The 22925-nt window shown below is 74.2% G+C and carries 16 protein-coding genes; 7 read left to right on the forward strand and 9 right to left on the reverse strand.

What is annotated here, in order from left to right:
* Positions 1–12 precede the first annotated feature (12 nt).
* Both C8E97_RS16640 and C8E97_RS16645 read left to right on the forward strand, forming a co-directional pair.
* The gene (locus C8E97_RS16640; protein ID WP_121006541.1) at positions 13–1803 is read left to right on the forward strand and encodes an ABC transporter ATP-binding protein; all 1791 of its coding nucleotides are present in this window, start codon (positions 13–15) and stop codon (positions 1801–1803) included.
* A 204-nt stretch (positions 1804–2007) separates the two neighbouring features.
* Complete coding sequence (locus tag C8E97_RS16645) at positions 2008–2739, forward strand: aminoglycoside phosphotransferase family protein (RefSeq protein WP_121006543.1); 732 nt, start codon at positions 2008–2010, stop codon at positions 2737–2739.
* 149 nt (positions 2740–2888) lie between these two features.
* Here the strand turns inward: C8E97_RS16645 and C8E97_RS16650 are convergent, their stop codons facing one another.
* Positions 2889–3833: an RNA polymerase sigma-70 factor gene (locus C8E97_RS16650; protein WP_121006545.1), complete on the reverse strand. Its 945-nt coding sequence runs from the start codon at positions 3831–3833 to the stop codon at positions 2889–2891.
* 277 nt (positions 3834–4110) lie between these two features.
* On the opposite strand from C8E97_RS16650, the gene C8E97_RS16655 reads away from it, so the two are divergent.
* On the forward strand, positions 4111–4596 hold the full coding sequence (locus C8E97_RS16655; protein WP_121006547.1) for a carboxymuconolactone decarboxylase family protein: 486 nt from the start codon (positions 4111–4113) through the stop codon (positions 4594–4596).
* Between the two features lie 67 nt (positions 4597–4663).
* Here C8E97_RS16655 and C8E97_RS16660 read toward each other — a convergent pair whose 3' ends face one another.
* Entirely contained in the window at positions 4664–5254 is a 591-nt protein-coding gene (locus tag C8E97_RS16660; RefSeq protein WP_121006549.1) for a TetR/AcrR family transcriptional regulator, read from the reverse strand.
* Between the two features lie 81 nt (positions 5255–5335).
* On the opposite strand from C8E97_RS16660, the gene C8E97_RS16665 reads away from it, so the two are divergent.
* Entirely contained in the window at positions 5336–5734 is a 399-nt protein-coding gene (locus C8E97_RS16665; RefSeq protein ID WP_121006551.1) for a DUF4345 domain-containing protein, read from the forward strand.
* A 250-nt stretch (positions 5735–5984) separates the two neighbouring features.
* Here C8E97_RS16665 and C8E97_RS16670 read toward each other — a convergent pair whose 3' ends face one another.
* The 4 genes from C8E97_RS16670 to C8E97_RS16685 all read right to left on the reverse strand — a co-directional run bounded on the left by C8E97_RS16670 (position 5985) and on the right by C8E97_RS16685 (position 16669).
* Positions 5985–7274 (reverse strand): M14 family zinc carboxypeptidase, encoded by a 1290-nt coding sequence (locus C8E97_RS16670; RefSeq protein ID WP_121006553.1) that lies wholly within the window; start codon positions 7272–7274, stop codon positions 5985–5987.
* A gap of 159 nt (positions 7275–7433) precedes the next feature.
* Positions 7434–10193, reverse strand: a complete 2760-nt coding sequence (locus C8E97_RS16675) for a P-loop NTPase fold protein (protein WP_246019375.1) — start codon at positions 10191–10193, stop codon at positions 7434–7436.
* A gap of 352 nt (positions 10194–10545) precedes the next feature.
* A complete protein-coding gene (locus tag C8E97_RS16680; protein WP_121006557.1) occupies positions 10546–13344 on the reverse strand; it encodes an AfsR/SARP family transcriptional regulator in 2799 nt (932 codons plus the stop codon).
* A 280-nt stretch (positions 13345–13624) separates the two neighbouring features.
* Positions 13625–16669 carry an AfsR/SARP family transcriptional regulator gene (locus C8E97_RS16685; RefSeq protein WP_147455143.1) on the reverse strand — a complete coding sequence of 1015 codons (3045 nt, stop codon included), beginning with the start codon at positions 16667–16669 and terminating at the stop codon, positions 13625–13627.
* A 417-nt stretch (positions 16670–17086) separates the two neighbouring features.
* Here C8E97_RS16685 and C8E97_RS16690 point away from each other — a divergent pair, with 417 nt between their 5' ends.
* Positions 17087–17833: a lytic polysaccharide monooxygenase gene (locus C8E97_RS16690; RefSeq protein ID WP_121006561.1), complete on the forward strand. Its 747-nt coding sequence runs from the start codon at positions 17087–17089 to the stop codon at positions 17831–17833.
* A gap of 71 nt (positions 17834–17904) precedes the next feature.
* Here the strand turns inward: C8E97_RS16690 and C8E97_RS16695 are convergent, their stop codons facing one another.
* Both C8E97_RS16695 and C8E97_RS16700 read right to left on the reverse strand, forming a co-directional pair.
* Positions 17905–19164: a signal peptidase I gene (locus tag C8E97_RS16695; protein ID WP_121006563.1), complete on the reverse strand. Its 1260-nt coding sequence runs from the start codon at positions 19162–19164 to the stop codon at positions 17905–17907.
* Between the two features lie 77 nt (positions 19165–19241).
* Positions 19242–19820 carry a hypothetical protein gene (locus C8E97_RS16700; RefSeq protein WP_121006565.1) on the reverse strand — a complete coding sequence of 193 codons (579 nt, stop codon included), beginning with the start codon at positions 19818–19820 and terminating at the stop codon, positions 19242–19244.
* An 836-nt stretch (positions 19821–20656) separates the two neighbouring features.
* On the opposite strand from C8E97_RS16700, the gene C8E97_RS16705 reads away from it, so the two are divergent.
* Both C8E97_RS16705 and C8E97_RS16710 read left to right on the forward strand, forming a co-directional pair.
* The gene (locus C8E97_RS16705; protein WP_147455144.1) at positions 20657–21184 is read left to right on the forward strand and encodes a hypothetical protein; all 528 of its coding nucleotides are present in this window, start codon (positions 20657–20659) and stop codon (positions 21182–21184) included.
* Positions 21185–21295: 111 nt separating this feature from the next.
* Positions 21296–21805: a hypothetical protein gene (locus C8E97_RS16710; protein WP_121006567.1), complete on the forward strand. Its 510-nt coding sequence runs from the start codon at positions 21296–21298 to the stop codon at positions 21803–21805.
* A gap of 199 nt (positions 21806–22004) precedes the next feature.
* Here the strand turns inward: C8E97_RS16710 and C8E97_RS16715 are convergent, their stop codons facing one another.
* Positions 22005–22838: a hypothetical protein gene (locus tag C8E97_RS16715; protein ID WP_121006568.1), complete on the reverse strand. Its 834-nt coding sequence runs from the start codon at positions 22836–22838 to the stop codon at positions 22005–22007.
* Positions 22839–22925: the final 87 nt, after the last annotated feature.

The following is a 22925-nucleotide window of genomic DNA, read 5'->3' on the forward strand; positions in this document are numbered from 1 at the left end:
GGACTGCGCCCGATGACGGTCGTCGCACCGCCCGAACACGCACCCGGACCGGCCGCCGTGGAGGAGCCCGTCCGGGCCCGCGTCGGTCTGCGCGAACTGGTCGCCGCCACGCGCGGCCACCGCAAGTCCATCGCCCTGGCCCTCGCGCTGACCCTCCTGGGCGCGGGTCTGGGCCTGGTCCAGCCGCTGGTGGCGATGCGCACCATCGAGACCGTCACGGCAGGCGGCGTGGTGGCGTGGCTGCTGGCGCTGCTCGCGGTCATGTTCGTGGCGGAGGCCGTGATCGACACGCTCGGGCGGTACTGGCTGGAGCGCTCCGGCGAGAACATCGTGCTCAGCCTGCGGATCCACCTCGTCGACCGCCTGCTGCGGCTGCCGATGCGGCTCTACGACCGGCACCGCCTCGGCGACCTGCTGTCCCGCACCACCAGCGACACCACGCTGCTGCGCGACGCCATCGCCTACGACTCGGTCGACCTCATCTCCGGCGCGTTCATCGTCGTCGGCGGGCTGGCGGCGATGCTGTGGCTCGACCCGGTGCTGTTCCTCATCGTGGCCGTGGTCGTCGGCGGCATCGGCGGCGTCACCCTGTTCGTGCTCAGCGGCATCCGCAACGCCACCGAGAGCGCGCAGGACAACCTCGGCCGGATGGCCGCCGAGCTGGAACGGGCGCTGACCGCCATCCGCACGGTCCGGGCGATGCGGGCCGAGGACCGCGAGAAGGAGCGGATCGCGGAGTGCGCCCGCGTCAGCTACCGGCAGAACCTGCGGTCCGCCCGGCTCGACTCGATCTCCGGCCCGGCGGTGACGCTGTCCGCGCACGGTTCGCTCATCGCGGTGCTGGTGATCGGTGGCACGCGCGTCGCCAACGGCCACCTCACCCTCGCCGAGCTGGTGGCGTTCCTGCTCTACGTCAGCTACATCGCCCTGCCGGCGGCGGGCCTGTTCGAGGTCGCCGGGACCCTCCAGAAAGGACTGGCGGCGCTCCAGCGCGTGCACGACGTGACCGACCTGCCGGTGGAGGCCGACCGCGCCGCGCCCCGCCGGGACGTCGCGACCGCGCCCCGCCGGGACGACGACCCGGCGCGCCCGGCGCTCGAACTGCGCGACGTCTGGTTCGCCTACCAGCCGGACCGGCCGGTCCTGCGCGGGGTGTCGTTCACCGTGCCGCACCGCGGGCACGTGGCGCTCGTCGGCGGGTCCGGCGCGGGGAAGTCCACGATCTTCGCGCTGGTCGAGCGGTTCTACGAGCCGGACCGGGGAACGATCCTGCTGGACGGCCGCGACCTGCACGACGACCTGACCATCGCGCAGGCCAGGGCGCGCATCGGCCTGGTCGAGCAGACCGCCCCGATCCTGCACGGCACGCTGCGCGAGAACGTCGCCTACGCCGTGCCCGACGCGCCCGAGGACGAGATCCGGCGCGTGCTGGCCATGACCAACCTGGCCGCGATGGTCGACCGGCTGCCCGACGGCCTGGACACCCAGGTCGGCGAGCACGGCGGGATGCTCTCCGGCGGCGAGCGCCAGCGGCTGGCCATCGCCCGCGCCCTGCTGCCGCGCCCCCAGCTGCTGCTGCTGGACGAGCCGACCGCCCACCTCGACACCGCCAACGAGGCGGCCTTCGCCCGCACCCTCCAGCACGTGGCGACGGAGTGCGCGCTGCTGGTGATCGCCCACCGCGACACCACCGTGCGGCTGGCCGACACCGTGGTCGCGCTGGACGGCGGGCAGGTCATCGCGGTCGGCCCGTTCGACGAGGTCGAGCCGCGGATACCGGCCTTCCGCGACCCGTCGGCTTGAGCGCGATCCGGCCGCTTGGCCGCGAGCCGCCAGCGCGGCGGCGATTCGTCGGCTTGAGCGCGACCGTCGGCTTGGCCGCGACCCGTTCCGAGCCTGGCCGCGATCCGTCGGCCTGACCGCGACCCGTCCTGAACACGGCCGCCGCCCGTCGTCGGGCGTGCCGCGGGGTTGACGCCGCTCCCCGCCGAGTCGATCATTGCCGGCGTGACGGACACGGCCAGCGAACCCCTCGCAGGCGGGCACGACACCGAGGTCGTCGTCCGCGTCGGGGACACCGTGCGGCGCTCGCGCGGCCCCCGCTCCGACTACGCCGCGGAGGTGCTGCGGCACCTGGAGGCCGTCGGCTACGCCCACGCGCCTCGCCACCTGGGTGTGGACGACGAGGGCCGCGACGTGCTGACCTACCTCCCCGGCCGGACCACCGACCACCCCACGCAGCGCGCCGACGGCGCTTACGCCCGCGCCGGAGCCATGCTCCGCGAGCTGCACGACCTCACCACCGGCCACCCCCTCGCCGGCGATCGCGAGTGCGTCGTCCACGGCGACCCCGGACCGTTCAACACCATCGTCCGGGACGGGCTGCCGGTGGCGTTCATCGACTGGTCCGCCTGCCGTCCCGGCGACCGCCTGGACGACCTGGGCTACCTGGCCTGGACGTGGTGCGTCCAGACGCTCGGCGCGGTGCCGATCGCCGACCAGGCGGCGCACCTGCGCGAGCTGCGGGACGGGTACGGCGACGTCGAAGCCGAACGGCTGGTCGCGGCGGTGCTCCGGCAGCAGACCCGCGTCATCGACGTCGAGGGCGCCAAGTCCCACGACACGGCGCTGACCGCGACCCGCCGCGCGCACGCGCGCGACGCGGTCGCGTGGGCCACGGCCGACCGCGCGCTGGTCCGGCGGCACGAGGCGCTGCTGCTGTCGGCCCTGCGTCGGTGAGCGGTCCGAGCGACGGGGGACCGGCGGGCACGGCCGTCCGCGGTGTGGCGGTCGCGCCCCTGGTAGCGCGCCCCTGATCGCGCATCCCCCGTCGCGCATCCCCTGCCGCGCACCCCGATCGCGCTCCGCCGCCGGGCCGCGTTCCGGGCTCAGCGGCGCAGGACGGTCTCCCGCTGCATGCGCGACAGCTTCTCCGGGTTGCGCACGGTGTAGAGGCCGGTGACGAGGCCGTCGTCGATCCGCATCGCCACGACGCTGTCGAACTCGCCGTCGATCCGGAGCGCCAGCGCCGGGTGCCCGTTGGCCTGCACCGGTTCCAGCGACACCCGGCCGGCGAGGCGGCCGATGCCGACGGCCAGCAGGCGCGCCACCTTGTCCGCGCCCGCGACGGGCCGCAGGACGGCCTGCTTGACCCCGCCGCCGTCGCCGAGGAGGACGACGTCCGGCGCGAGGACGTCCAGCAGGCCCTGGAGGTCGCCGGTCTCCACCGCACGCCGGAACGCGTCGAGGGCGTCGCGGGTGGCGGTCGGTGAGGCGGCGCCGCGCGGGCGGCGCGCGGCGACGTGCGCCCGCGCCCGGTGGGCGATCTGGCGGACCGCCGCCGGGGTCTTCTCGACGGCGTCCGCGATCTCGTCGTACTCCAGGGCGAACACCTCGCGCAGCACGAACACCGCCCGCTCGGTCGGCGTGAGCGTCTCCAGCACCAGCAGCATGGCCATCGAGAGGCTGTCGGCCAGCTCGACGTCCTCGGCCACGTCGGGCGCGGTGAGCAGCGGTTCGGGCAGCCAGGGGCCGACGTAGGACTCCTTGCGCCTGCCCAGCGTCCGGAGCCGGGTGAGTGCCTGGCGGGTGGTGATGCGGACCAGGTACGCGCGCCGGTCGCGCACCTCGTCGAGGTCGACGCCCGCCCAGCGCAACCAGGTCTCCTGGAGGACGTCCTCGGCGTCGGCGGCCGAGCCGAGCATCTCGTAGGCGACGGTGAACAGCAGGTTGCGGTGCGCGACGAACGTGTCGGTGGCGGAACCGGCAGGGTCGTCCCGGCCCGGTGCCCCGGCGGTGTCCTGGGGTGCGGCCTGCGACGTCCAGGGCTTCATGGCGGCTCCACTTCACTTCGACGGTGTCGACCACCAGACGCCGGACCTCGTCGGTCTGTGACATCCGGGTGGTGCGAAACCCCCGACCGTCGTCTTCGGACGCCAAACGTACGTGACGCGGACCCCGGTCTCGTGGGGGGTGGCGCACCGGACGCGCGGTCGCGTCCACACGTCCGGTGGCGCAGGTCACGCGGTGGCGGTGTCACAGGGGTCGGGCCGCCGGCATCTGGTGTTCGTCCAGTGCGGCAGCACGCAACACCACGAGTGAGGACCAGTCATGGAACCCCGTTTCGACCTGATGCAGAACGAACTCGGCGCCAAGTTCGCCAAGCGCTTCGCCAACACCGCCGTGCCGGTCATGCAGTCGTCGCTGCCGAAGTCCACCCAGGAGCTGGTGGCGCTGCGCGCGAGCCAGATCAACGGCTGCGGCTTCTGCGTGGACATGCACACCAAGGACGCCGCGGCGGCGGGGGAGACGGCGGTGCGGCTCAACCTGGTCGCCACCTGGCGCGAGGCCACCGTGTACACCGCCGCCGAGCGGGCCGCGCTCGCGTTCGCGGAGGAGGGCACGCGCATCGCCGACGCGCACCAGGGCGTCTCCGACGAGACCTGGGCGGCGGTGCGCGAGCACCACGACGAGGAGCAGGTCGCCGCGCTGGTGTGCCTGGTCGCCCTGATCAACGCGGCCAACCGGATGAACGTGATCACGCGTACCCCGGCGGGTTCCTACGAGCCCGGCATGTTCCAGGCCGTGCACGGCTGACCGGCGGGTGGGGGTGCGGCCCGGCCGGGTTCGGCGTTCCCACGCGCCACCCGGCCGGGCCGACCGTCTACAGAGGACTGATGTCGAGGACGGGTTCCAGCGCGCCCAGCAGCGCACCGACGCACACGTCGCGCAACTCCGCACGGGAGAAGGCGTCGTCGACCAGCCACTCGACGCACAGCGTCCGGACGAACACCAGCCACGCCATCGTCGCCGCCGAGACCACCTCGCGCACGTGCCCCTCCAGGCCGGCGGCGTCGAGCAGGCGTTGCCGCAGCACCGAGAACTCGTCGGCGATGACGGCCTGGATCACCGGGTCGCCCGCCAGCTCCCGGTTCGCGGCGAGCACCGCGTGGCGGTTGGCGGCGAAGTAGTCCAGGTGCGCCTCCAGCGCGGCGGTCAGCTGCTCGACCAGGGTGCCCGACCCGTCGAACTCCGACGCGGCCAGCAGCCCGGCCGCGGCCTGCCGGTAGATCGCCGCGAACAGGTCCCGCTTGGCGGGGAAGTACCGGTACAGCAGCGCGCGGGAGATCCCGGCCTGCTCGGCGACGTCCTCCATCAGCACCTGGTCGTACGGCTTGGCGGCGAACAGCCGCGCGCCCACGTCGATCAGCTCGGCCCGCCGCCGCGCGGGGTCGAGGCGGCGTCTGGCGGTCATGGGGCCACAGCCTACTTGACACGTGTTCACCAAGATCCGTAGCGTCCCCTTAGTAGTCACACGTCTACTAAGGGGGGTGCGATGGCCGGGGTGCTCCGGTGGCTGGTGGCCGCGATGGGGGTCGCCTGCGTGGCGATCGGTCTGTTCCACCTGGGGTGGGGCATCGATTCCGTGCCGGGTGAAGGGGCGGCCGGCGCGACCGTCGACAGCCGTGAGCGGTTCTACAACGCGGTGTTCCTCGGCTACGGCCTGGCCTGGCTGTGGGCGGCGCGGCAGCGTCCGGTGCCCGCGACGGCGGTGCGGTGGCTGGCGGGGATCCTGCTGCTCGGCGGTGTCGGCCGGGTGCTGTCGATGGCGGTGCACGGGCAGCCGCACTGGTTCCAGGTGGTGCTCACCGCGACGGAGTTCGTCCTACCGGTGATCTACTTCCTACTGGCGAACGCCGACGAACGCCACCCCGCAACCACTCCACGCCAATAGCCCACAGCCCACGCCACACCCCCGCCCGTGCCCCCGCGCCCCCCGCGAGGCCGCGTCGGTGGTTCACGGCGCGGGTTCTGCCGATCACGCTTTTCGATCGGCAGAACCCGCCCCGTGTGCCGCCGACTCAAAGGCGGCCGAGCCGCCCGACGGAGGAGGGCAAATCCAACACAGTCGCGTCGGTGGTTCACGGCGCGAGTCCCGCCGATCACGCTTTTCGATCGGCGGGACTCGCCCCGTGTGCCGCCGACTAGAAGGCGGCCGAGCCGCCCGACGGAGTCGGGCCATTCAACACAGCATCTTCGTCCAGACCGCCGATGTTCGGCCCGCGCGGGGGGATCCGGTCGTAGTCGGCCGGCGAGAGCCGGTGCACCTGGCCGCTGGCGATGCTGGACAGCATCCCGTCGAGTCCGATGTAGACGCTCCGCGTCAGGGTGGCGCGGTGCTGCTGCCCCAGGGTCTGGGTCTGCCCGCGGACCTCGAACAGCACCGCGCCGCTGCCGTTGAGCGCGAAGGAGCCGAGACCGGTGCCCGGCAGGTTGATGTCCTGCGGGTACAGCGTGACGTTGCCGAACACCGGCCGGTTGGCCGCCGCGGCCTGCAACGCGTTGTGCACCGCGACGTTCAACCGCTTCGAGTAGTTCAGGTCGTACTTGCCCGCGTACTTCGCGAGGCCCGGCGTGGCCGCCGGGTCGTCGACGAACTTGCCCGAGATGGACAGCGTGACGAACTCGTCGTGGTCGTCGGGCATGACGTAGCACGCGCCCTGGTGGTGCAGGTCGACGTAGGTGTCGACCTTGCCGAACTCGGCGGTGAGCCCGCGGTAGACGTCCCGGACGATGCGCGTCTCCGGTGAGATGAACCAGCCGGGCTGCGCCGAGGTGCCGGGGAAGTCCTCCTTGCGCGGCAGGTAGTCCAGGTCCGGGTTGTAGTCGCGGTTGATGTCGAATCCGGGCCGGGCGGCGTAGTCGTCACCCTGGATCGACCCGGTGTAGTAGTTCCACGCCGGCCGGCTGCCCCGCAGCTGGGGGAACCGCGCGGTCACCTCCTGCCAGGTCATGTCGTTGCCGCGGCGGTCCAGTTCGGCGCCGTCGGGGTTCATCTTGGGTATGGCCACGATGGTCAGCTCGCTGCGCCAGCGCCTGGCCTTGGCGCTGTCGCTGGTGCCGACCCAGTCGAGCAGGGACAGCAACGCGTCCGTGCCGGTCTTCTCGTTGCCGTGGATCTCGCTGGTCAGCAGTACCGCCTTGCGGCCGGTGCCGACCCTGGCCGACCAGATGTCGCGGCCGCGGTTGCTCCGGCCGAGCAGGTCCACCTGGACCTTGCCCCCGCTGACCCGTTCGATGCGGTCCAGTTCGACACCCAGCTCGCGGTGGTCGGTGAACTGGTTGATCGGCAGCTCGCGGGGTGTCTCGCTGCACGTGGCGGCGAGCATGACCGGGTCCTGCGGTTCGGGCGCGGCGTGCGCCGGCGTCGCGGTGCCGAGCAGGACGAGGGCGCTGAACGCCACCAGGGCGGTGGGTCGTCTGCGTACGGGCATGTACGGCTCCTCGCAGATATGACGGACGTCACAGGAAGTCGATACTACTTAGTTGCGGCAACAAAGGGAAAGGGATTCGACCCCGGTGGGCACGACCGCGCCAGGGCGGGAGCCGGTGCGGGAAGGCCCGGCGCCGGCCGCGCGTCGCGGACCCGGCCGTCACCGATTGGTGTACGAGAAGCGGCGGACGTGGGGCGTCCACGTCCGGAAGGCCGTCAGGTCGGGCAGGGTGACCTTGCGGGTGATCGGCTGGAGGCCCTGGTACAGGCGCAGCCACGAGTCGGCCTCGGCGGCCGTCACGGCCCCGGTGACCGGCGAGCGGCCTTCGCGGGGGAACAGGTCGGCCACGAAGGTCGACCAGGACTCGGCGGGGTCGCGGTGGATCAGGCCGCCGCGGGTGCCGCTGCCCCTGGGCGCGCCGAGCACGGCCGGTGCGAGGGCGGGCGCGCCGGCGACGACGCCGAGCAGGACCACGACCGCCTGGAACTCGCCGGGGCGGTCCTCGTCGCCGAGGAAGCGGGCCGCCGCGCTGAGGTCCCGCGTGGCCCGGATCATGCGGTAGACGTTGAACAGCCGCTTCGCCGCCCTCGGCGTGTCGACGAGGGGCTCCAGCGCGTCCAGGAAGTCGAGTTCGCCCGGCGTCAGCGGACGGGCGGGCGCCGGTCGGCCGAGGTCCGCCAGCGGTGCGCCGGGTTCGATGGTCAGGTCGGCGGCGTGGTGGTGGCGGCGCGCCTCGGCGGTCGGCGGCTCGGTGGTCGGCGGCTCGGTGGTCGGCGGCCGTTCGGCGTCGGTCATCGAGCGCAGCACCGAGCCGAGGCTGCCCGCGCCCATGCGTGGCAGGGCGAACGGGATGTTGATGATCTTCTCCAGGTAGTCCTCCGGCGGGATGGCCGGCGGCGCGGAGGCGTCGGCGTGGTCCAGGAGCCCGGTGTAGTGGGCGCGCACGGACCCGAGCAGCCAGCGCGGGTCCACGCCCACGACCACCACGAAGAGGTCCAGGGCCAGCAGCAGGTGGACGGCCTCCAGCACCTGCACCACCTGCGCGGGCTCGCAGCGGTCCAGGTCGTCGATGTGCAGGACGACGCGGTCGACGGGTCGGCGGTCCGGGTCGGCGTCGGGGTTGGCACGCCAGTGCGCCAGCAGGGCCACCAGGTGCTCGAAGTCCTCGCGCAACGCGGAGATCACGCCGGGGCGCGGCGCGCGGGCGTCGCCGTGCGCGCGCAGGAACGCGGACATGCGGCGGGACGGGTCCGCCTCGGCCGACGCCCGGCCCGGCGCGCCGCCGCGGGCGACGGCCCGGTCGAGGCGCGCCCTGGCCACGAGGTGGGCCGCTTCGGCTTCGCGCAGCACCGCGACGGCGTCGGCCACGCGCCCGCCGGCGCGGTCCACGCGGGTGCGCGGGTCGTCCGCCAGGTGCTCGCCGCCCGGTCCGGCGGCCCGGTTCGCGCGGGTGCGCGGGTCGTCGGCCGCCCGCGCGCCACCCGGTCCGCCGCTCCGGTCCGCGCCGGTGCGCAGGTCGTCGGCCAACGCACGCAGGTCGTCCACGCCGGCGCGGGCCCTCAGGAGCAGGCCACCGCCGACGACGCCGAGTCCCGCGCCCACCAGCGCACCCAGCCAGGACACGAGGGGCGCGGCCACCGCGGTCGCGGCGCAGGCGCACAGCACCGCGGCGGCGGTGACCAGGGCGGCCTGCCCGGCGCGGTGCGCCGGAAGGCCCCGCACGGTGTCCGCGTCGGGCCGGAGGCCGCGCAGCTCGCGGGACAGCAGGCGGGCCCGCGCCACGTCGTCGGTGACGCCGACGCGCCGCCCGGCCCTCTCCAGCCGGCGCGCCGCGGGGGAGGAGCGCAGCGCCGCCACCAGGTCGCGGGTCCGGGCGACGTGCTCGCCGTCGGTCCGGTCGACCTCCGCCTTGAGCCGCGCGACCTCCCGCGCGTGGTCGTCCAGCCCGGCGCGCTCGCCCACCTTCCCCGCCAGCACGCGCTGGAGCTCGCTGCGCTGCGGCTCCGGTCCCCGGTCGGGCTCGGCCAGCGCCCGGAAGATCACCTCGGCGAGGCTCACCCACAGGTCGGTGTCGACGTAGTGCCACGCGTTGAAGCCGATCTGCACCACGCGGTGGCAGTACTCCGGGGAGCCCGAGCCCGCCAGCTCGTCGACCCGGCCGCGCAGCATCCCCATGAAGAAGCTCTTGCCCGAACCCCACTCGCCGAACACGCCGATGGACAGCGGCGTCGGCGTCGCCCGCTGCGCGATCACGGTGGCGAGCATCGACACGTACGTGCCGACGCCCAGCCGGTCCCGCTCCAGGGGTATCGGCGCGGAGGGCACCAGGTCGCTGGTCACGCCGCCCGCGAGGTCGACGTCCGGCGCCGCCGCCCGGTCGGCCGGTGTCGTGACGTCCGGCCGGTCCCAGTGGGTCGCGATCAGGTCGGGCAGGTCGGGGTTCATGCCGACGAACACGACCAGCTCCAGCGTGCGCGCCGACCGCAGGGCGGCCACGACGGCGGGCACGGCGACCGCCGCCGCCGTGCCGTGCGGGATGCCCAGCGCGCCCGTGGCCAGCAGCGGCAGGGCGAGGCTCGTCGCGCCGGCGCGGTCCGCCGCCGCCACCGCCGACCGGGTCGCCACGCCGACCGAGACCGGGTCGACCCCGCCCGAGGCGCCGTGCGGCGACGCCAGCACGACGTGCCGCAGCGGCGCGTCCGGGTCGAGCTGGACGATCCTCGGCCGGGACGCCGGGATGCTCGCCAGGTCGACGCGCGCCGTCCGGAAGCTCGGCACGTGCCGGTGCAGCGCCGCGCCGAGGAGGCCGAGCTGCCCGCCGACGGGCACGACCAGCGCGTCCACCCCGAGCCGCCACGGCTCGTCGGTCACGGCCACCGCCACCGTGACCCGGCCGACCGCGCCGACGTTCGACACCACCGCGCCCAACCCACCGACCTCCGCACCGATGACACGAACAGCGGGGCCGACCGTACCGAGTCGATCACGCCCGGGTACGGCGGATGGCGGAACGCCCGCGCCGCCGGGGCGTTCGCCCCGTCACCTTCAGGAGCTTGCGGTGACCGGCACCGATCCCCTCAACGCGTCGGTTCGGACCCCGCCCGCGTCCGGTGAGGACTGTCGAGGAGGTGGTGACCGATCGAGTGCCACGGCAACCCCGGCAAGCAGTGGTCCAGGCACCCGCCGCCCGTCCAGGCACCCGCCGCGCGTCCAGGCACCCTCCACGCGTCCAGGCACCGCCGCTCGTCCAGGCACCGCCGCCCGTCCGGGCTCAGCGGCCCTCGTCGGCGGCGCCACCGGCGTCGAGGTCGTCGAGCTGCCGCTGGACGCGTCGGGCCTCCGCCTCGCGGCCCTGGCCCCGGTACAGCGCCAGCGCTTCCCGCCACACCGCGCGCGCCTCGTCGCGCCGGCCGAGGGCGGCGTGCGGGTGGCCGGAGTTGTCCAGGGTCTCGGCGACCTGGAACGCGTGGCCGAGCGCGCGGTACCGGTCGATCGCCCGGCGGTACTGCCGGACGGCCTCCTCGTGCCGCCCGCTCCGGTGCTCGGTCAGGCCCAGGGTGTCCAGGGTGTCCGCCTCGCCGAGCGGGTCCCGGTGGTCCCGGTACCGGTCGAGGGCGGCCAGGCAGTGCTCGCGGGCGGTGTCGTGGTCGCCGGTGCGCGTCGCGTACCAGGCCACGGCGTTGAGGGCGCGGGCGTCCCACACCGGGTTGCCGAAGGCGAGGTTCAGCTCCAGGGACCGCCGCGCGTGGTCGAGCGCCCGGTGGTCGTCACCGCGCTGCGCCCACGCCTCCGCCAGCGCGTGGTGGTTGTGGGCCTGGTGGAGGGTGTCGTGGTGCTGCTCGGACAGCGCGAGCGCCCGGTGCAGGTGCGCGATGGCCTCCTCGTGCCTGCCCAGGGAGGAGCATGCGCCGCCGATGTTGCGGTGGGCCTGGATGTGGGGCCCGTGGTCCGGCAGGTGCTCGGCGGCCTCCAGCGCGGCCTGCCACACGGCCAAGCTGTCGTGGAAGCGCCGCCACCGCAGGTGGAAGCCGGTCAGCGCGCGGGCGAAGTGCCAGGCGGTGTGGTGGCGGCCGAGGTCGGCGGCGGTGCGCTGGGCGGTGAGCAGGTGCGGGTGCTCGGCGTCCACCCAGGCCAGGGCGGCGCGCTGGTCGGGCAGCGGGTGCGGGTGGACGCCCGCCGCGGGCGGCTCCGGTGGGATCAGCGGCGTGTGCGGGTCGAAGACGCGGTCGGCGGCGTGGGCGGTGTGCAGGTAGAAGTCGACCACCCGGCCCAGTGCCGCGTGGCGGACCGGTTCCGGCACGTGGGCGTGGGTGGCGGCGTAGGCGCGGACCAGGTCGTGCATGGCGTACCGGCCACCGGGGGTGCGTTCGAGCAGCGAGGCGTCGACCAGGGTGCGCAGCACGGCGCGGGTCTCCCGCTCGGGCAGGCCGGTGAGGCTGGTCGCGGCGGGCAGGCCGATGTCGGGTCCGGGCGCGCTGCCCAGCAGCGCGAAGGCGGTGCGCTGCGGCTCGGTGAGCCGGCGCAGGGACCAGGACAGCACGGCGGGCAGGCTCGCGGTGGGGTCGTCGGCGTCGAGGGCGTCCAGGCCCGACTCGCGCAGTTCGGCGACCGCCTCGGCCGGCGAGAGGTGGTGGCGCACGCGCGCGGCGATCAGCCCGAGGGCGAGCGGGAACCCGCCGCACAGCGCGACCAGCTCGGCGAGCGCGGGCTCGTCGTCGTCGGCGCGGTCGGGGCCCAGGGTGGCGTCGAGCAGGCGGCGGCCCTCGTCGTCGGTCAGCACGCCGAGGGACAGGGGCTGCGCGCCGTGCCGGGCGACCAGCGCGGGCAGCCGGTTCCGGCTGGTGACCAGCACGGTGCACGAGGGGCTGCCGGGCAGCAGCGGCACGACCTGGTCCGGGGTGGCGGCGTTGTCCAGCACGATGAGCATCCGCCGCTCGGCGACCAGGCTGCGGTACAGCGCGGCGCGGGCGTCCAGGTCGTGGGGCACGCGGTCGGGGGAGACGCCGAGCGCGTCGAGGAAGCCGCGCAACGCGGCCTCCGGCGCGGTCGGCGTGCCGGAGGGGCTGAAGCCGCGCAGGTCCGTGAACAGCTGCCCGTCGGGGAACCGGTCCAGGTGGTGGTGCGCCCAGTGCAGCGCGAGCCAGGTCTTGCCGATGCCGCCCGTCCCGGCCAGCGCCGAGATCACCACCGTCGTCCCGTCGCCGGGGTGCTCCAGCGCCGCGGTCAGCGCCGCGGACTCGTCGGCCCGGCCGGTGAACGGGCGGGGCGGTGCGGGCAGCTGGCGCGGCACGACCGGCGTCGCCGCCGCGGTGGCGACCGGCCCGAGTGGTGCGGCCAGCTCCGGGTCGGCGGCGAGGATGCGCGCGTGCAACCGCTGCAACGCGGGACCGGGGTCGGCGCCCAGCTCCTCCACCAGCAGCTCGCGCACCCGTCGGTAGTGCTCCAGCGCGTCGGCCTGCCGACCGCTGCGGTACCACGCCAGCATCAGCTGCCCGGCCGTCCGCTCGTCCAGCGGGTGCCGCCGCGCCCGTTCGACCAGGCCGGGCAACAGCTCGGCGTGCCGGCCGAGGCGCAGCGCGACGTCCGCGTGGTCCGACTCGGCGGCTTGGCGCTCGCCCTCCGCGGCGGCGCGCACCCCGACCGCCCACGGGGTGTCCAGCTCCGGCAGCGGCTCACCCCGCCACAGGCTCGCCGCCTGCTCGAACAGGCCCGCCGCGCGCTCGTCGTCCGCCATCCGGGCCGTGGCGACCAGGTCGCGGAACTGGTGCAGGTCCACCGTCAGCTCGTCCACGGTCAGCCGGTAGCCGCCGGGCCCGCGGGCGAACCGCACGCCCTCCACCCCGGCCAGCGCCGCGCGCAGGCCGGACAGGTAGGTGTAGAGCGAGTTGCGGGCACGGGCGGGCACGTCCTCACCCCAGACGCCCGCGAGCAGCCGGTCCACCGGGACCAGGCGGTCCGCCTCGACCAGCAGCACCGCCAGCACCGCGCGCTGCTTGGCGGTGCCCAGGTCCACCGGCACGCCCTCGACCTCGGCCTCGATGCCGCCCAGCAACCGGAACCACACCGCCATCGACCCACCCCCTGTCCCACGTCCGCTGCCCCGCGCCGGGATACCAGAGTGTGATCAGGTTGTCACATGACGGCGACGCGGTGTGCCGCGGTCCGGTCGGTCGACGGGGCCGCCGAGCGCCACCGCCGGGCCTCATGCGACGAACCCTCATCGGATCACGTTGCCGCGAGCAGCGCTCCGCGACGACTGACCGTCCATTCAGGACACTCGACCTGCGGTGGTCGTCGTACCACCGCGCCCACCGGGGATCGGGTGCGCCGCACCCGCGTCGACGAGGTGCTCAGTGGTCCTCGGGGCCGCCCGCGGCGGTGTCGTCGAGCCCGTCGAGCCGTCGCCGGACGCGGTGCGCGTCGGCGTGGCGGCCTTGTTCCCGGTACAGCTCCAGCGCTTCCCGCCACACCGCGCGGGCCCGGTCCCGCCGCCCGAGCGCGGCCTGCGGGCGGCCGAGGTTGTCCAGGGTGTTGGCGGTCTCGTAGGTGTTGCCGAGCGACCGGTACAGGGCGAGGGCCTGGTGGTAGTAGTGGACGGCCAGGTGGTGCCGGCGCGTGTGGTAGTGGATGTAGCCGAGGCTGTCCAGCGTCGCCGCCTCGCCGTCGGGGTTGTGGTGGCGTCGGAACAGGACGAGCGCGGCCCGGCAGTGCGCGCGGGCGGTGTCGTGGTCGCCCAGGCGCGCGGCGTGCCACCCGACCGAGTTGAGCGCCCGCGCCTCCCACACCGGGTTGTCGAGGGTGCGGTGCAGCTCCAGGGTGTGCCGGGCGTGGTCGAGGGCCTTGCGGTCGTCGCCCCGCCGCTCCCACGCGACCGCGAGCTCGTGGTGGATGGTGGCCCGCAGGCCGGTGTCGCGGTGGCGCTCGGCGAGGGCGAGCGCCCGGTGCAGGTGCGCGGTGGCCTCCTCGTGCCCGCCCAGCCGGGAGTGCGCGCGGCCGAGGTTGCGGAGGGCGCGGATGCGGGTGGTCGGGTCCGGCAAGTGCTCGGCGGCCTCCAGCGCGGCCCGCCACGCGGCGAGGTCGTCGCGGAGGTGCCCCCGCAGGCGGTAGAAGCCGGTCAGGTTCCAGGCGAGGTGCCAGGCGGTGTGGTGGCGGCGCCGGGCGACCGCGGTCTGCTGGGCGGCGAGCAGGTGGGGGTGCTCGGCGTCCAGCCAGGCCAGGGCGGTGGGCTGGTCGGGCAGCGGGTGCGGGTGGACGCCGGGCGCGGGCGGTCCCGGCGGGATCAGCGGCACGTGGGGGTCGAACAGCCGCTGGGCGGTGTGCGCGGTGTGCAGGTAGAAGTCGACCACGCGGGTCAGGGCCGCGTCGCGGGTCGGTTCGGGCACGGTGTCGTGTGCGCGGGTGGCGGCGTAGGCGCGGACCAGGTCGTGCATGGCGTAGCGGTCGCCGGGTGTGCGTTCGAGCAGCGAGGCGTCGGCCAGGGCGCGCAGCACGGCGCGGGTCTCCCGGCGCGACGCGCCGACGAGGTCGGCGGCGGCCGGCAGGCCGGTGTCCGGTCCGGGCGCGATGCCCAGCAGGGCGAACGCGGTGCGCTGCGGCTCGGTGAGCCGGCGCAGGGACCAGGACAGCACGGCGGGCAGGCTCGCCGTCGGGTCGCTGTCGTCCAGCGCGTCCACGCCGAAGGCGCGCAGCTCGGCGACGGTCTCCGCCAGCGGCAGGTGGGGTTCGGCGGCGGCGCGGGCCGCGATCACCGCCAGCGCCAGCGGGAACCCGCCGCACAGCCGGACCAGGTCGGCGGCGGCGGGCTCCTCGGCCGCCACGCGCGCCGCGCCCAGGGCCGCCGTCAGCAGGGCGCGGGACTCGGTGTCGGTGAGGACGTCGAGGGACAGCGGTCGGGCGCCGTGCCGGGCGACCAGCGCGGGCAGCCGGTTCCGGCTGGTGACCAGCACGGTGCACGAGGTGCCGCCGGGCAGCAGCGGCGCCACCTGGTCGACCGCGGCGGCGTTGTCCAGCACGACCAGCATCCGCCGCTCGGCGGTCAGGCTGCGGTACAGGGCGGCGCGGGCGTCCAGGTCGTGCGGCACGCGGTCGGGGGAGACGCCGAGGGCGTCGAGGAAGCCGCGCAGCGCCTCGCCCGGCGTCATCGGCTCGCCGGTGGGGCTGAAGCCGCGCAGGTCCACGAACAGCTGACCGTCGGAGAACCGCTCCCGGTGGCGGTTGGCCCAGGCCAGCGCGAGCCAGGTCTTGCCGATGCCGCCCGCACCGCCGATGGCCGAGATGACCACCGTCGCGCCGGTCGGCGGCGGGTGCCCGGCCGCTCGGGGCGGTGCGCCGGGAGCCGCCGCGCCGGGCGCGTCGTCGGCGTTCGTGCCGGGCGCGTGGTCCGGACCGTGGGTGCGGTGCCTGCCGTCGGGACTGCGGGTGCCGGCCGCGCCGCCCGGACCGCGGGTGTCGGGTGCGCCGGCGGGCTCGTGGGTGTCCGATCTCCCGGCGGGGCCATCGAGGGGCGCGGCCGGGACGATGCGGTCCAGCTCGGCCAACTCGGGGGCGCGGCCGGTGAACAGCGCGGGCGCGGCGGGCAGCTGGCGTGGCGCGACCGGCGACCGCGCGGTCACCGCCGCCGGGGCGACCAGGTCGGGGTCGGCGGTGAGGATGCGCTGGTAGAGCTGCTGGAGGTGCGTGCCGGGGTCGGTGCCCAGCTCGTCGACCAGCCGGGCGCGGAGCCGCCGGTAGTGCTCCAGCGCGTCGGCCTGGCGACCGCCGCGGCAGAGGGCCAGCATGAGCTGCGCGGCGATCCGCTCGTCCAGCGGGTGCCGCCGCGCGCGGTCGGCCAGACCGGGCAGCAGCGCGGCGTGCCGGCCGCGGCGCAGCGCCACGTCGGCGTGGTCCAGCTCGGCGGCCAGCCGTTCACCGTCCAGCGCGACGCGCAGGCCCTCCGCCCACGGGCTGTCCAGGCCGGCCAGCGGCTCGCCCCGCCACAGCTCCAGCGCCTGCTCCAGCAGCGCCACCGCCCGCTCGTCGTCCGCCGCGCGGGCCCGCGCCACCAGGTGGCGGGACCGGTGCAGGTCGACGCGCTGCTCGTCCAGGGTGAGCTGGTACCCGCCGGAGCGGCGGACCAGCCGCGCCTCGTCCGTCACCGACAGCACCGCGCGCAGGCGCGACAGGTAGCTGTACAGCGTGCTGCGCGCCCGGTGCGGGGGACGCCCGCCCCACAGGCGGTCGAGCAGCAGGTCGGCGGGCACGACCCGGTTGGCCTCGACCAGCAGCACCGCGAGCACGCCGCGCTGCTTCGCGGGCCCGAGGTCGAGCGGCACGCCATCGACCTCGGCCTCGACACCGCCCCACAACCGGAACCACACCGCCATCACGACCCCCAGCACCACGCCTGTGTCCTGCACCGGGATACCAGGGCGGCCGGCGCGTCACAGGCAGACCGCGGGATTTGCCCGGAGGACGTCCGCCGGCGGCCGGAGGCCGGGGTTCACGGTGCGCGGGTTGCGCGGGTCGGTGGTCGGGCGTTCCGGGTCGCCGGGTCCGGGTGGCGGCGATCGAGGGGGCCGGCGGTCGGGCGTTCCGGGTCGGAGATCGTGGACGGGCGGAATCCGCAGGTCGCGGGGACGCGCATCCCGGACCGGTCGGGAACCAGCCGTCCGGCGGGTTCCTTGACGGGACCACTGTTGATGATTATGGTCTAGACCACTTTTCCGGGTGTGGCCGCCCGCTCACGCACGGTCACCACCGGCGTGATCCGGCCGCCGCGGAGTCGGACCCTGCCCCGGAGGCCCCCTGCGGCCTCCTCCGAAGGAGCTGGACAAATGAGTGTGAAACGCAAGCTCGCGGCGGTGCTCGCCGGCGTGGGCATCGCCCCGTTCATCGTCGTGGTGTCGGCCGGCACGGCCAGCGCGCACGGTTACATCACCTCGCCGCCCAGCCGGCAGGCGAACTGCGCCGCGGGCAAGGTGTCCAACTGCGGCGACATCATCTACGAGCCGGCGAGCGTGGAGGGCCTCAAGGGGCAGCAGAACTGCCACGGCGGCGACGCCCGCTGGGCGCCCCTGAACGACGACCGCAAGGCGTGGCCCGCCACGTCGGTCGGCGACTCGGTCTCGTTCAACTGGCTGATCACGGCCAACCACTCCACCAGCACGTGGCAGTACTTCGTCGGCGGCAGCAAGATCGCCGAGTTCAACGACCACGGCCGCCAGCCCGGCCGCACGGTCAAGCACGACGTCAGCCTCGGTGGCCGCACCGGCCGCATCAAGCTGTTGGCCGTCTGGAACATCGCCGACACCGCGATGGCGTTCTACAACTGCGTCGACCTCCAGGTCGGCCCCGGTGGCGGCCCCAACCCGACGACCACCACCACGCCGACGACCACCACCACGCCGCCCACCACGACGACCACGACCCCGCCGGTGACCGGTCCGTGGGCGGCGGGCGTCTCCTACCCGGCCGGTTCGCAGGTGACCTACGGCGGCGCGTCCTACCGCTGCCTCCAGGCCCACACCTCGCTGACCGGCTGGGAGCCGCCGAACGTCGCTTCCCTCTGGCAGCGGCTGTAGGTCGGGACCGGGCGTGCGGCGCGGCTGCCTCGCCGTGCCGCACGCTCCGGGTGCACGGGGTCCCCGAGCCGCTAGCGGGCGTCGTAGTGGGCCTGGACCCGGTCCGCGGGCAGCGCTCGCGGGTAGATCGCGACCTCGTCCAACGTGCCCTTGTACGGCTTGTCCGCCGGCGCGCCCTCCGGACCGGCGAACGACACGCGCGAGGCCGGCACCACCAGGCCCGGTTTGCGCAGCGCCGTCGCCGGGCTCGCCTTGCCGTTGACGAACACCTGCGCGGTGCTCTGCGAGACCACGATCGCGACGTGCTGCCAGGAGGTGCCGTTCGTCAGGTACCCCGAGCCCAGGGTCAGCGGGTCGGTGGAGGCGTTCTGGAGCAGGCTGATCTCACCGCCGCGCAGCATGACCCGGTAGTGCGCCGCGCCGCCGTCGGACACGAACTGGAACAGCGTGCTCTCCGACGACGTGTAGTCGGCCCTGAGGAACGCCTCCCACGTGAACTGCGACGGCGCGGGCCGCGTGGTCGTGGTGGCGAACCCGAGCCCCGTGTTCGACGGGAACCCGGTCGCCTTGGCGTCCGGGGTGGAGGGCAGCGCGCCGGCCATCCCGTACTGCGGGGAGCCCCGGAACCCGGCGTCGTAGCCGTTGCCGGACGCGTCCCGCGCGGTCGGCCCGGCGGTCTCCTCCAGCCGGTAGTAGTACAGCGGGTCGTCGGCCAGGACGGCCGCCGGGTACCCGGACGGCGGCGCGGTCCGCCAGCTCGCGGTGGCGGCGGTGACGGCGGTGAACCCGGCCCCCGACGTGGTCACCCCGAGCGCGACCAGCGCCAGCAGCGCCGTCCCCGCCGTCACGGCCTGCCGCCTCGTGCGCGGACCCGGTCCGAACGCGCCCGCCGCGATCAGCGCCAGCGCGCCCGCGGTGGCCGACAGCGGCAGCCACCGGCCCTCGCCGAGCCACGTCACGGGCAGCCCGGCCCACGGGACGCGCAGCCGCGCCAGGCCCAGCACGTCCTCCGGCGGCACCGGGGTCGCGTCGGGGTCGTGGTTCGCGTCGCCCTTCGTCACCAGCGTCCCGTCGCTGTTCACCGACAGCACCCGGTGCAGGAGCCTCCGGTCGCGCGGTCCCGGATCGGTGAACAGGACGACCTGCCCGGCGGCGACCGCGTCACCCGCGATCGGCGAGGCCGCCACCACGTCGCCGCGCTCGACGCGGGGCGACATCGAGCCGGACACCACGGCGGTGCTGTGCCAGCCGATCGCCAGTGGCACGAGCGACCAGAGCGCCAGGCCGGCCACGACGCCGAGCACCGCGCGGCAGACCGCCCGCCCGGCCACGGCCGGCCAGGTCTCGGCGGACTCCCGCGCGGTGCCCTCGTGTCGGATCAGTCGGCCCTCCCCGGCCGGCCCGGAGATCAGGCCGTGGTCTCGGCGGCCCAGGTGAAGGTGACGCCGGCGTTCTTGCCCATCAGCTCCGAGGTGTCGCCGGTCGGCGAGAAGTCGTAGGCGATGCGGAAGGTCTTGGTGACCGAGCCGGGCGACCGGTAGCCGAGCACGCCGTTCGCGTACGAGCCGATCGAGTCGAACTCGGCCAGCGTGCCGGTCCACTGCGCGCCCTGGTCCGGGGCGAACGACGCGCCGGTGCCGGTGCCGCGCTGGATGGTGAGGGTGATGTTCCGGGCCAGCGGGCCGTTCGGCTCGACCGGCGAGGTGGCGAACATCCGGATGTCCGACGGGTAGTCGCCGGTGTAGGTGACCACGACGTCCTTGCTGTCACCCGTGTCCGGCGCGAGATTGTCCACCGCGAACACGGCCTTGCCCTCGTGGTCGTTGGTCAGGTCGATGGTGCCGGTGCTCCACGTGTTCGACTGGGTCGACGTCTGCGCGGAGAACGCGGCTTGCGACGCGACCAGCACGAGCACCCCCGACAGCAGGATGCCCAGCGGCGCCGCCGCGTAACGGACGATGGCCTTTGCTCGCGTCGACTTGCTCATCACACTTCTTTCCTTCGAGGGCGGACGATTGGATGCTAAGTGGACGGACGGGCGAGAAAGCCCGTTCGTACCCCGGTTCACCGGTGATTCCGGACACCGTGAGCGGGCGCACACGTGGCTGGATTCCCTTGCAAGATCGGGATTTTCGATCACTGGAAGATCCACAGTGGACGAACTCGCGACCCGCGCCGCGCGGGCGGCGCACGCGCGGCGCGGGTCGCGACGTCGTCACCCGGTCACCGCCGCGAACCCGCGACCGGCGTCCCGCGACTCGCAACCCGCCTCCCGCGAACCCGCGTCCCACGACTCGGGACCCGTGACCCGCGACCGCGTCGGACCGCGCGGCGCGACAACTCCCGAGCGGCCGATTACAGGCGGTTGCGCCCGCGAAGGTCGCCCGACACGGACGGCGTCGTGCTCGGGCGCGCTTCCCCGTCGGCGCGTCGATGCGCCATCCGGAGGGGTGCGATCACCGGTCGGGACTGTTCGGTCGAGCGGGATTGACCGCAACGGGTGAAATGGCGTCCGGCTGTTCTCCGGGCCATTCCCCGTGACGTGGGCGCGGGTCGGAAGAAATGCGGTCGCAGTTGCAACAAAAGGGGGATCGAACGCTCCGTTCCAGTTCCGAGTCCCTGCCGGATAACTTTCAGGCACGTTCCGTGTCCGGGCCGGCGGGCATTGCAACAGTCGTGCGACACGGGGCTTCAAAGGAGTGTAAAGGGCTTGTGAGCGGGCCTCTGCTGCGCCAGTCTTGCCCTCGTGTCACCAGTGGTACCGCTGGGCGACGGGCACATTAAGGTGCCCGTCCGGCGGGTGAAGTAATACGGGGGAATTCCATGCGGAAAATCATCTCCTCCGTGGTCGCGGTGATCGCCCTGGTGCTCGGCGCCGGACTGGTCTCGGCCGGTCCCGCGAGCGCGGCGGCGGACAACATCACCGCTTTCCACGGGTTCAGCAGCTTCAAGGGCATCAGAGTCGACTCCCAGGGCGTCGACATCGAGGGCACCATCGAGGGAACGCTCAACACCTACAGCTATGAGGCCATCTACAAGGTCTACAACCTGCCCAGCTCCAGCAGCTGGAAGTTGTGGGTCGTCAAGTTCAAGCAGGACAGCAGCCAGAGCGTGCTGAAGCAGACCTATGAGAAGGTGACCCGGACCGAACTCAAGATCTTCCTGAAGTTCAAGATCAGCGCCAAGAACCTGCGCGGGGTCACCCACCTGCGGATCGGTTTCGAGACGCTGCGGCTGGCGTTCAACGGCACCACGAAGGACTTCACGGTGCCCAACCCGGCGTCCGGCGGCGGCAAGGACCAGGACAACAACGACATCCCGGTCGACTTCGAGCCGGTGCTGGTCGCCTGAGGGGCGCCACCACCTCCCGGTCCGCGGCCCGGCGCCCCGCCGGGCCGCGGACCGGCCGCACGCGAGAACCACGCGCACTCCAGGACCCTACGGACTTCAGGCAGGTCAGCCATGAGCACTCCCACCGCCGCCGGAGACGAGACCGGGCAGACGGGGCAGTTCGAGGAGACCGACCCCGCGGCCGACGGCGCGCTCGTCGGCGACGTCAAGGTGCGCACCGGTGTCACCATCCTCCTCCCGTTGGAGGTGCAGAACATCGATGTGACGGTGACGTTGTCCGGCACGCTGACGACCCACGACTGGGAGCAGTTGTTCGACCTCTACGAGGTGCCCCACGACGCGCACGTCCGCGCCTGGCTCACCCGTTACCGGGAGCACCCCGACAAGGACCTCCTCGACCGGAACTTCGACCGGTTCCAGCTCGCGCGGTTCCCCTTCGAGTTCACGGTGACCGTGCGGGCGGCGGGCCGGCCGTTGAAACTGCGGCTCGGTTTCAACGCCCTGCGCCTCGACCCGCCCGCCGGCGATCCCAAGGGGTTCACCGTCACCAATGCCGCGAATGTCGTCGCGTACACCGAGGAGGGGAAGGTCTACGAGGACATCGTGGTCGAACCCGCGTAACCGGATTCGGGCATCGGCGTCGTGCCGGAAACGAGTCGTGTCGGGAACGCGTCGTGCCGGAAACGAGTCGAGCCGATAACGCGTCGAGCCGGAAACGAGTCGAGCCGGAAATGAGGCCGGTCCGTCGGAAACGGGGCGCGCCGGGAACGGCCCGGCGCGCCCCGCCGGATTCACCGACCGGCTTCCGCGCGACCAGGCGTCAATCGGGCATTCCGGACGCCAGCGTCAACAGCAACAGCATCATCGGCGTGCACACCAGCGTCGTCAGCACGCTCGCGGCGGTCAGCCCGATCCGCTGCCCGGTCGCACCGGTGAGCGGTTGGTTCAGCACGAGTTGCCACACCATCGCGAGCACCGCGGGCAGCAGCACCGAATGCGGGATGAGCAGGATGTGGAAGGAAAGGGCCGTCCCGTCCCACGGCGCCACGGCGAGCGTGACCGGAATGCAGAACGTCCAGTACACCAGGAACGTCAGCGCCGCCCGCAGTGCCCGGCGCGGCGCGGCGGGGCGAGGGGTGCCCGACCAGGACCACGCGAGCACCCCCGCCGCGACGGCCACCGCCGCCACCAGCCCGAGGGCCACCGCGAACCACGCGCCGTCGAAGACCGCCGACCACCACGGGTACGCGCCCCGGATCGCCGCGGCGTCGGGTTCGGGGACCGTCAAGGACGACAGGTGCACCCGGTGCGAGCCGGGGCCGTAGTCGAACGTCCGCTTGCACGCGATGTCCTGACCGTCGTACGTGGCGGTGCAGGAGAGCGCCGCGCCGGGCGTGGTGTCGAGCCGGACGCGGAGGGTCGCGCCGGCGACCTGCGTGGTGCAGGTGGCGACCTGCTCCCGGTCGCGCACGCAGTCGATGTCGTGGTGGCTGATCGAGAACTGCGTCGTGGTGATCTTGTAGAGGCCGTCGGTGGCCCGCGCCGGCGAGACGGGCGCGATGGCCAACGCGACCAGGAACAGGAAACCGGGCACCAGCAGCGGCAAGGAGCGCAGTCGCCCGGCGGTGCCGGGCGGGAGGACGGTCGTCGTCACGGTGTGCCCCCTCGGGTCACCACCGGAATCGACGCGCCGCGCCCGCTCGTTAGCGCGCAGCCGCGAACCCGACGCGGCACCACCCGT

The sequence above is a fragment of the Saccharothrix australiensis genome (assembly GCF_003634935.1).
GTDB classification, from domain to species: Bacteria; Actinomycetota; Actinomycetes; order Mycobacteriales; family Pseudonocardiaceae; genus Actinosynnema; species Actinosynnema australiense.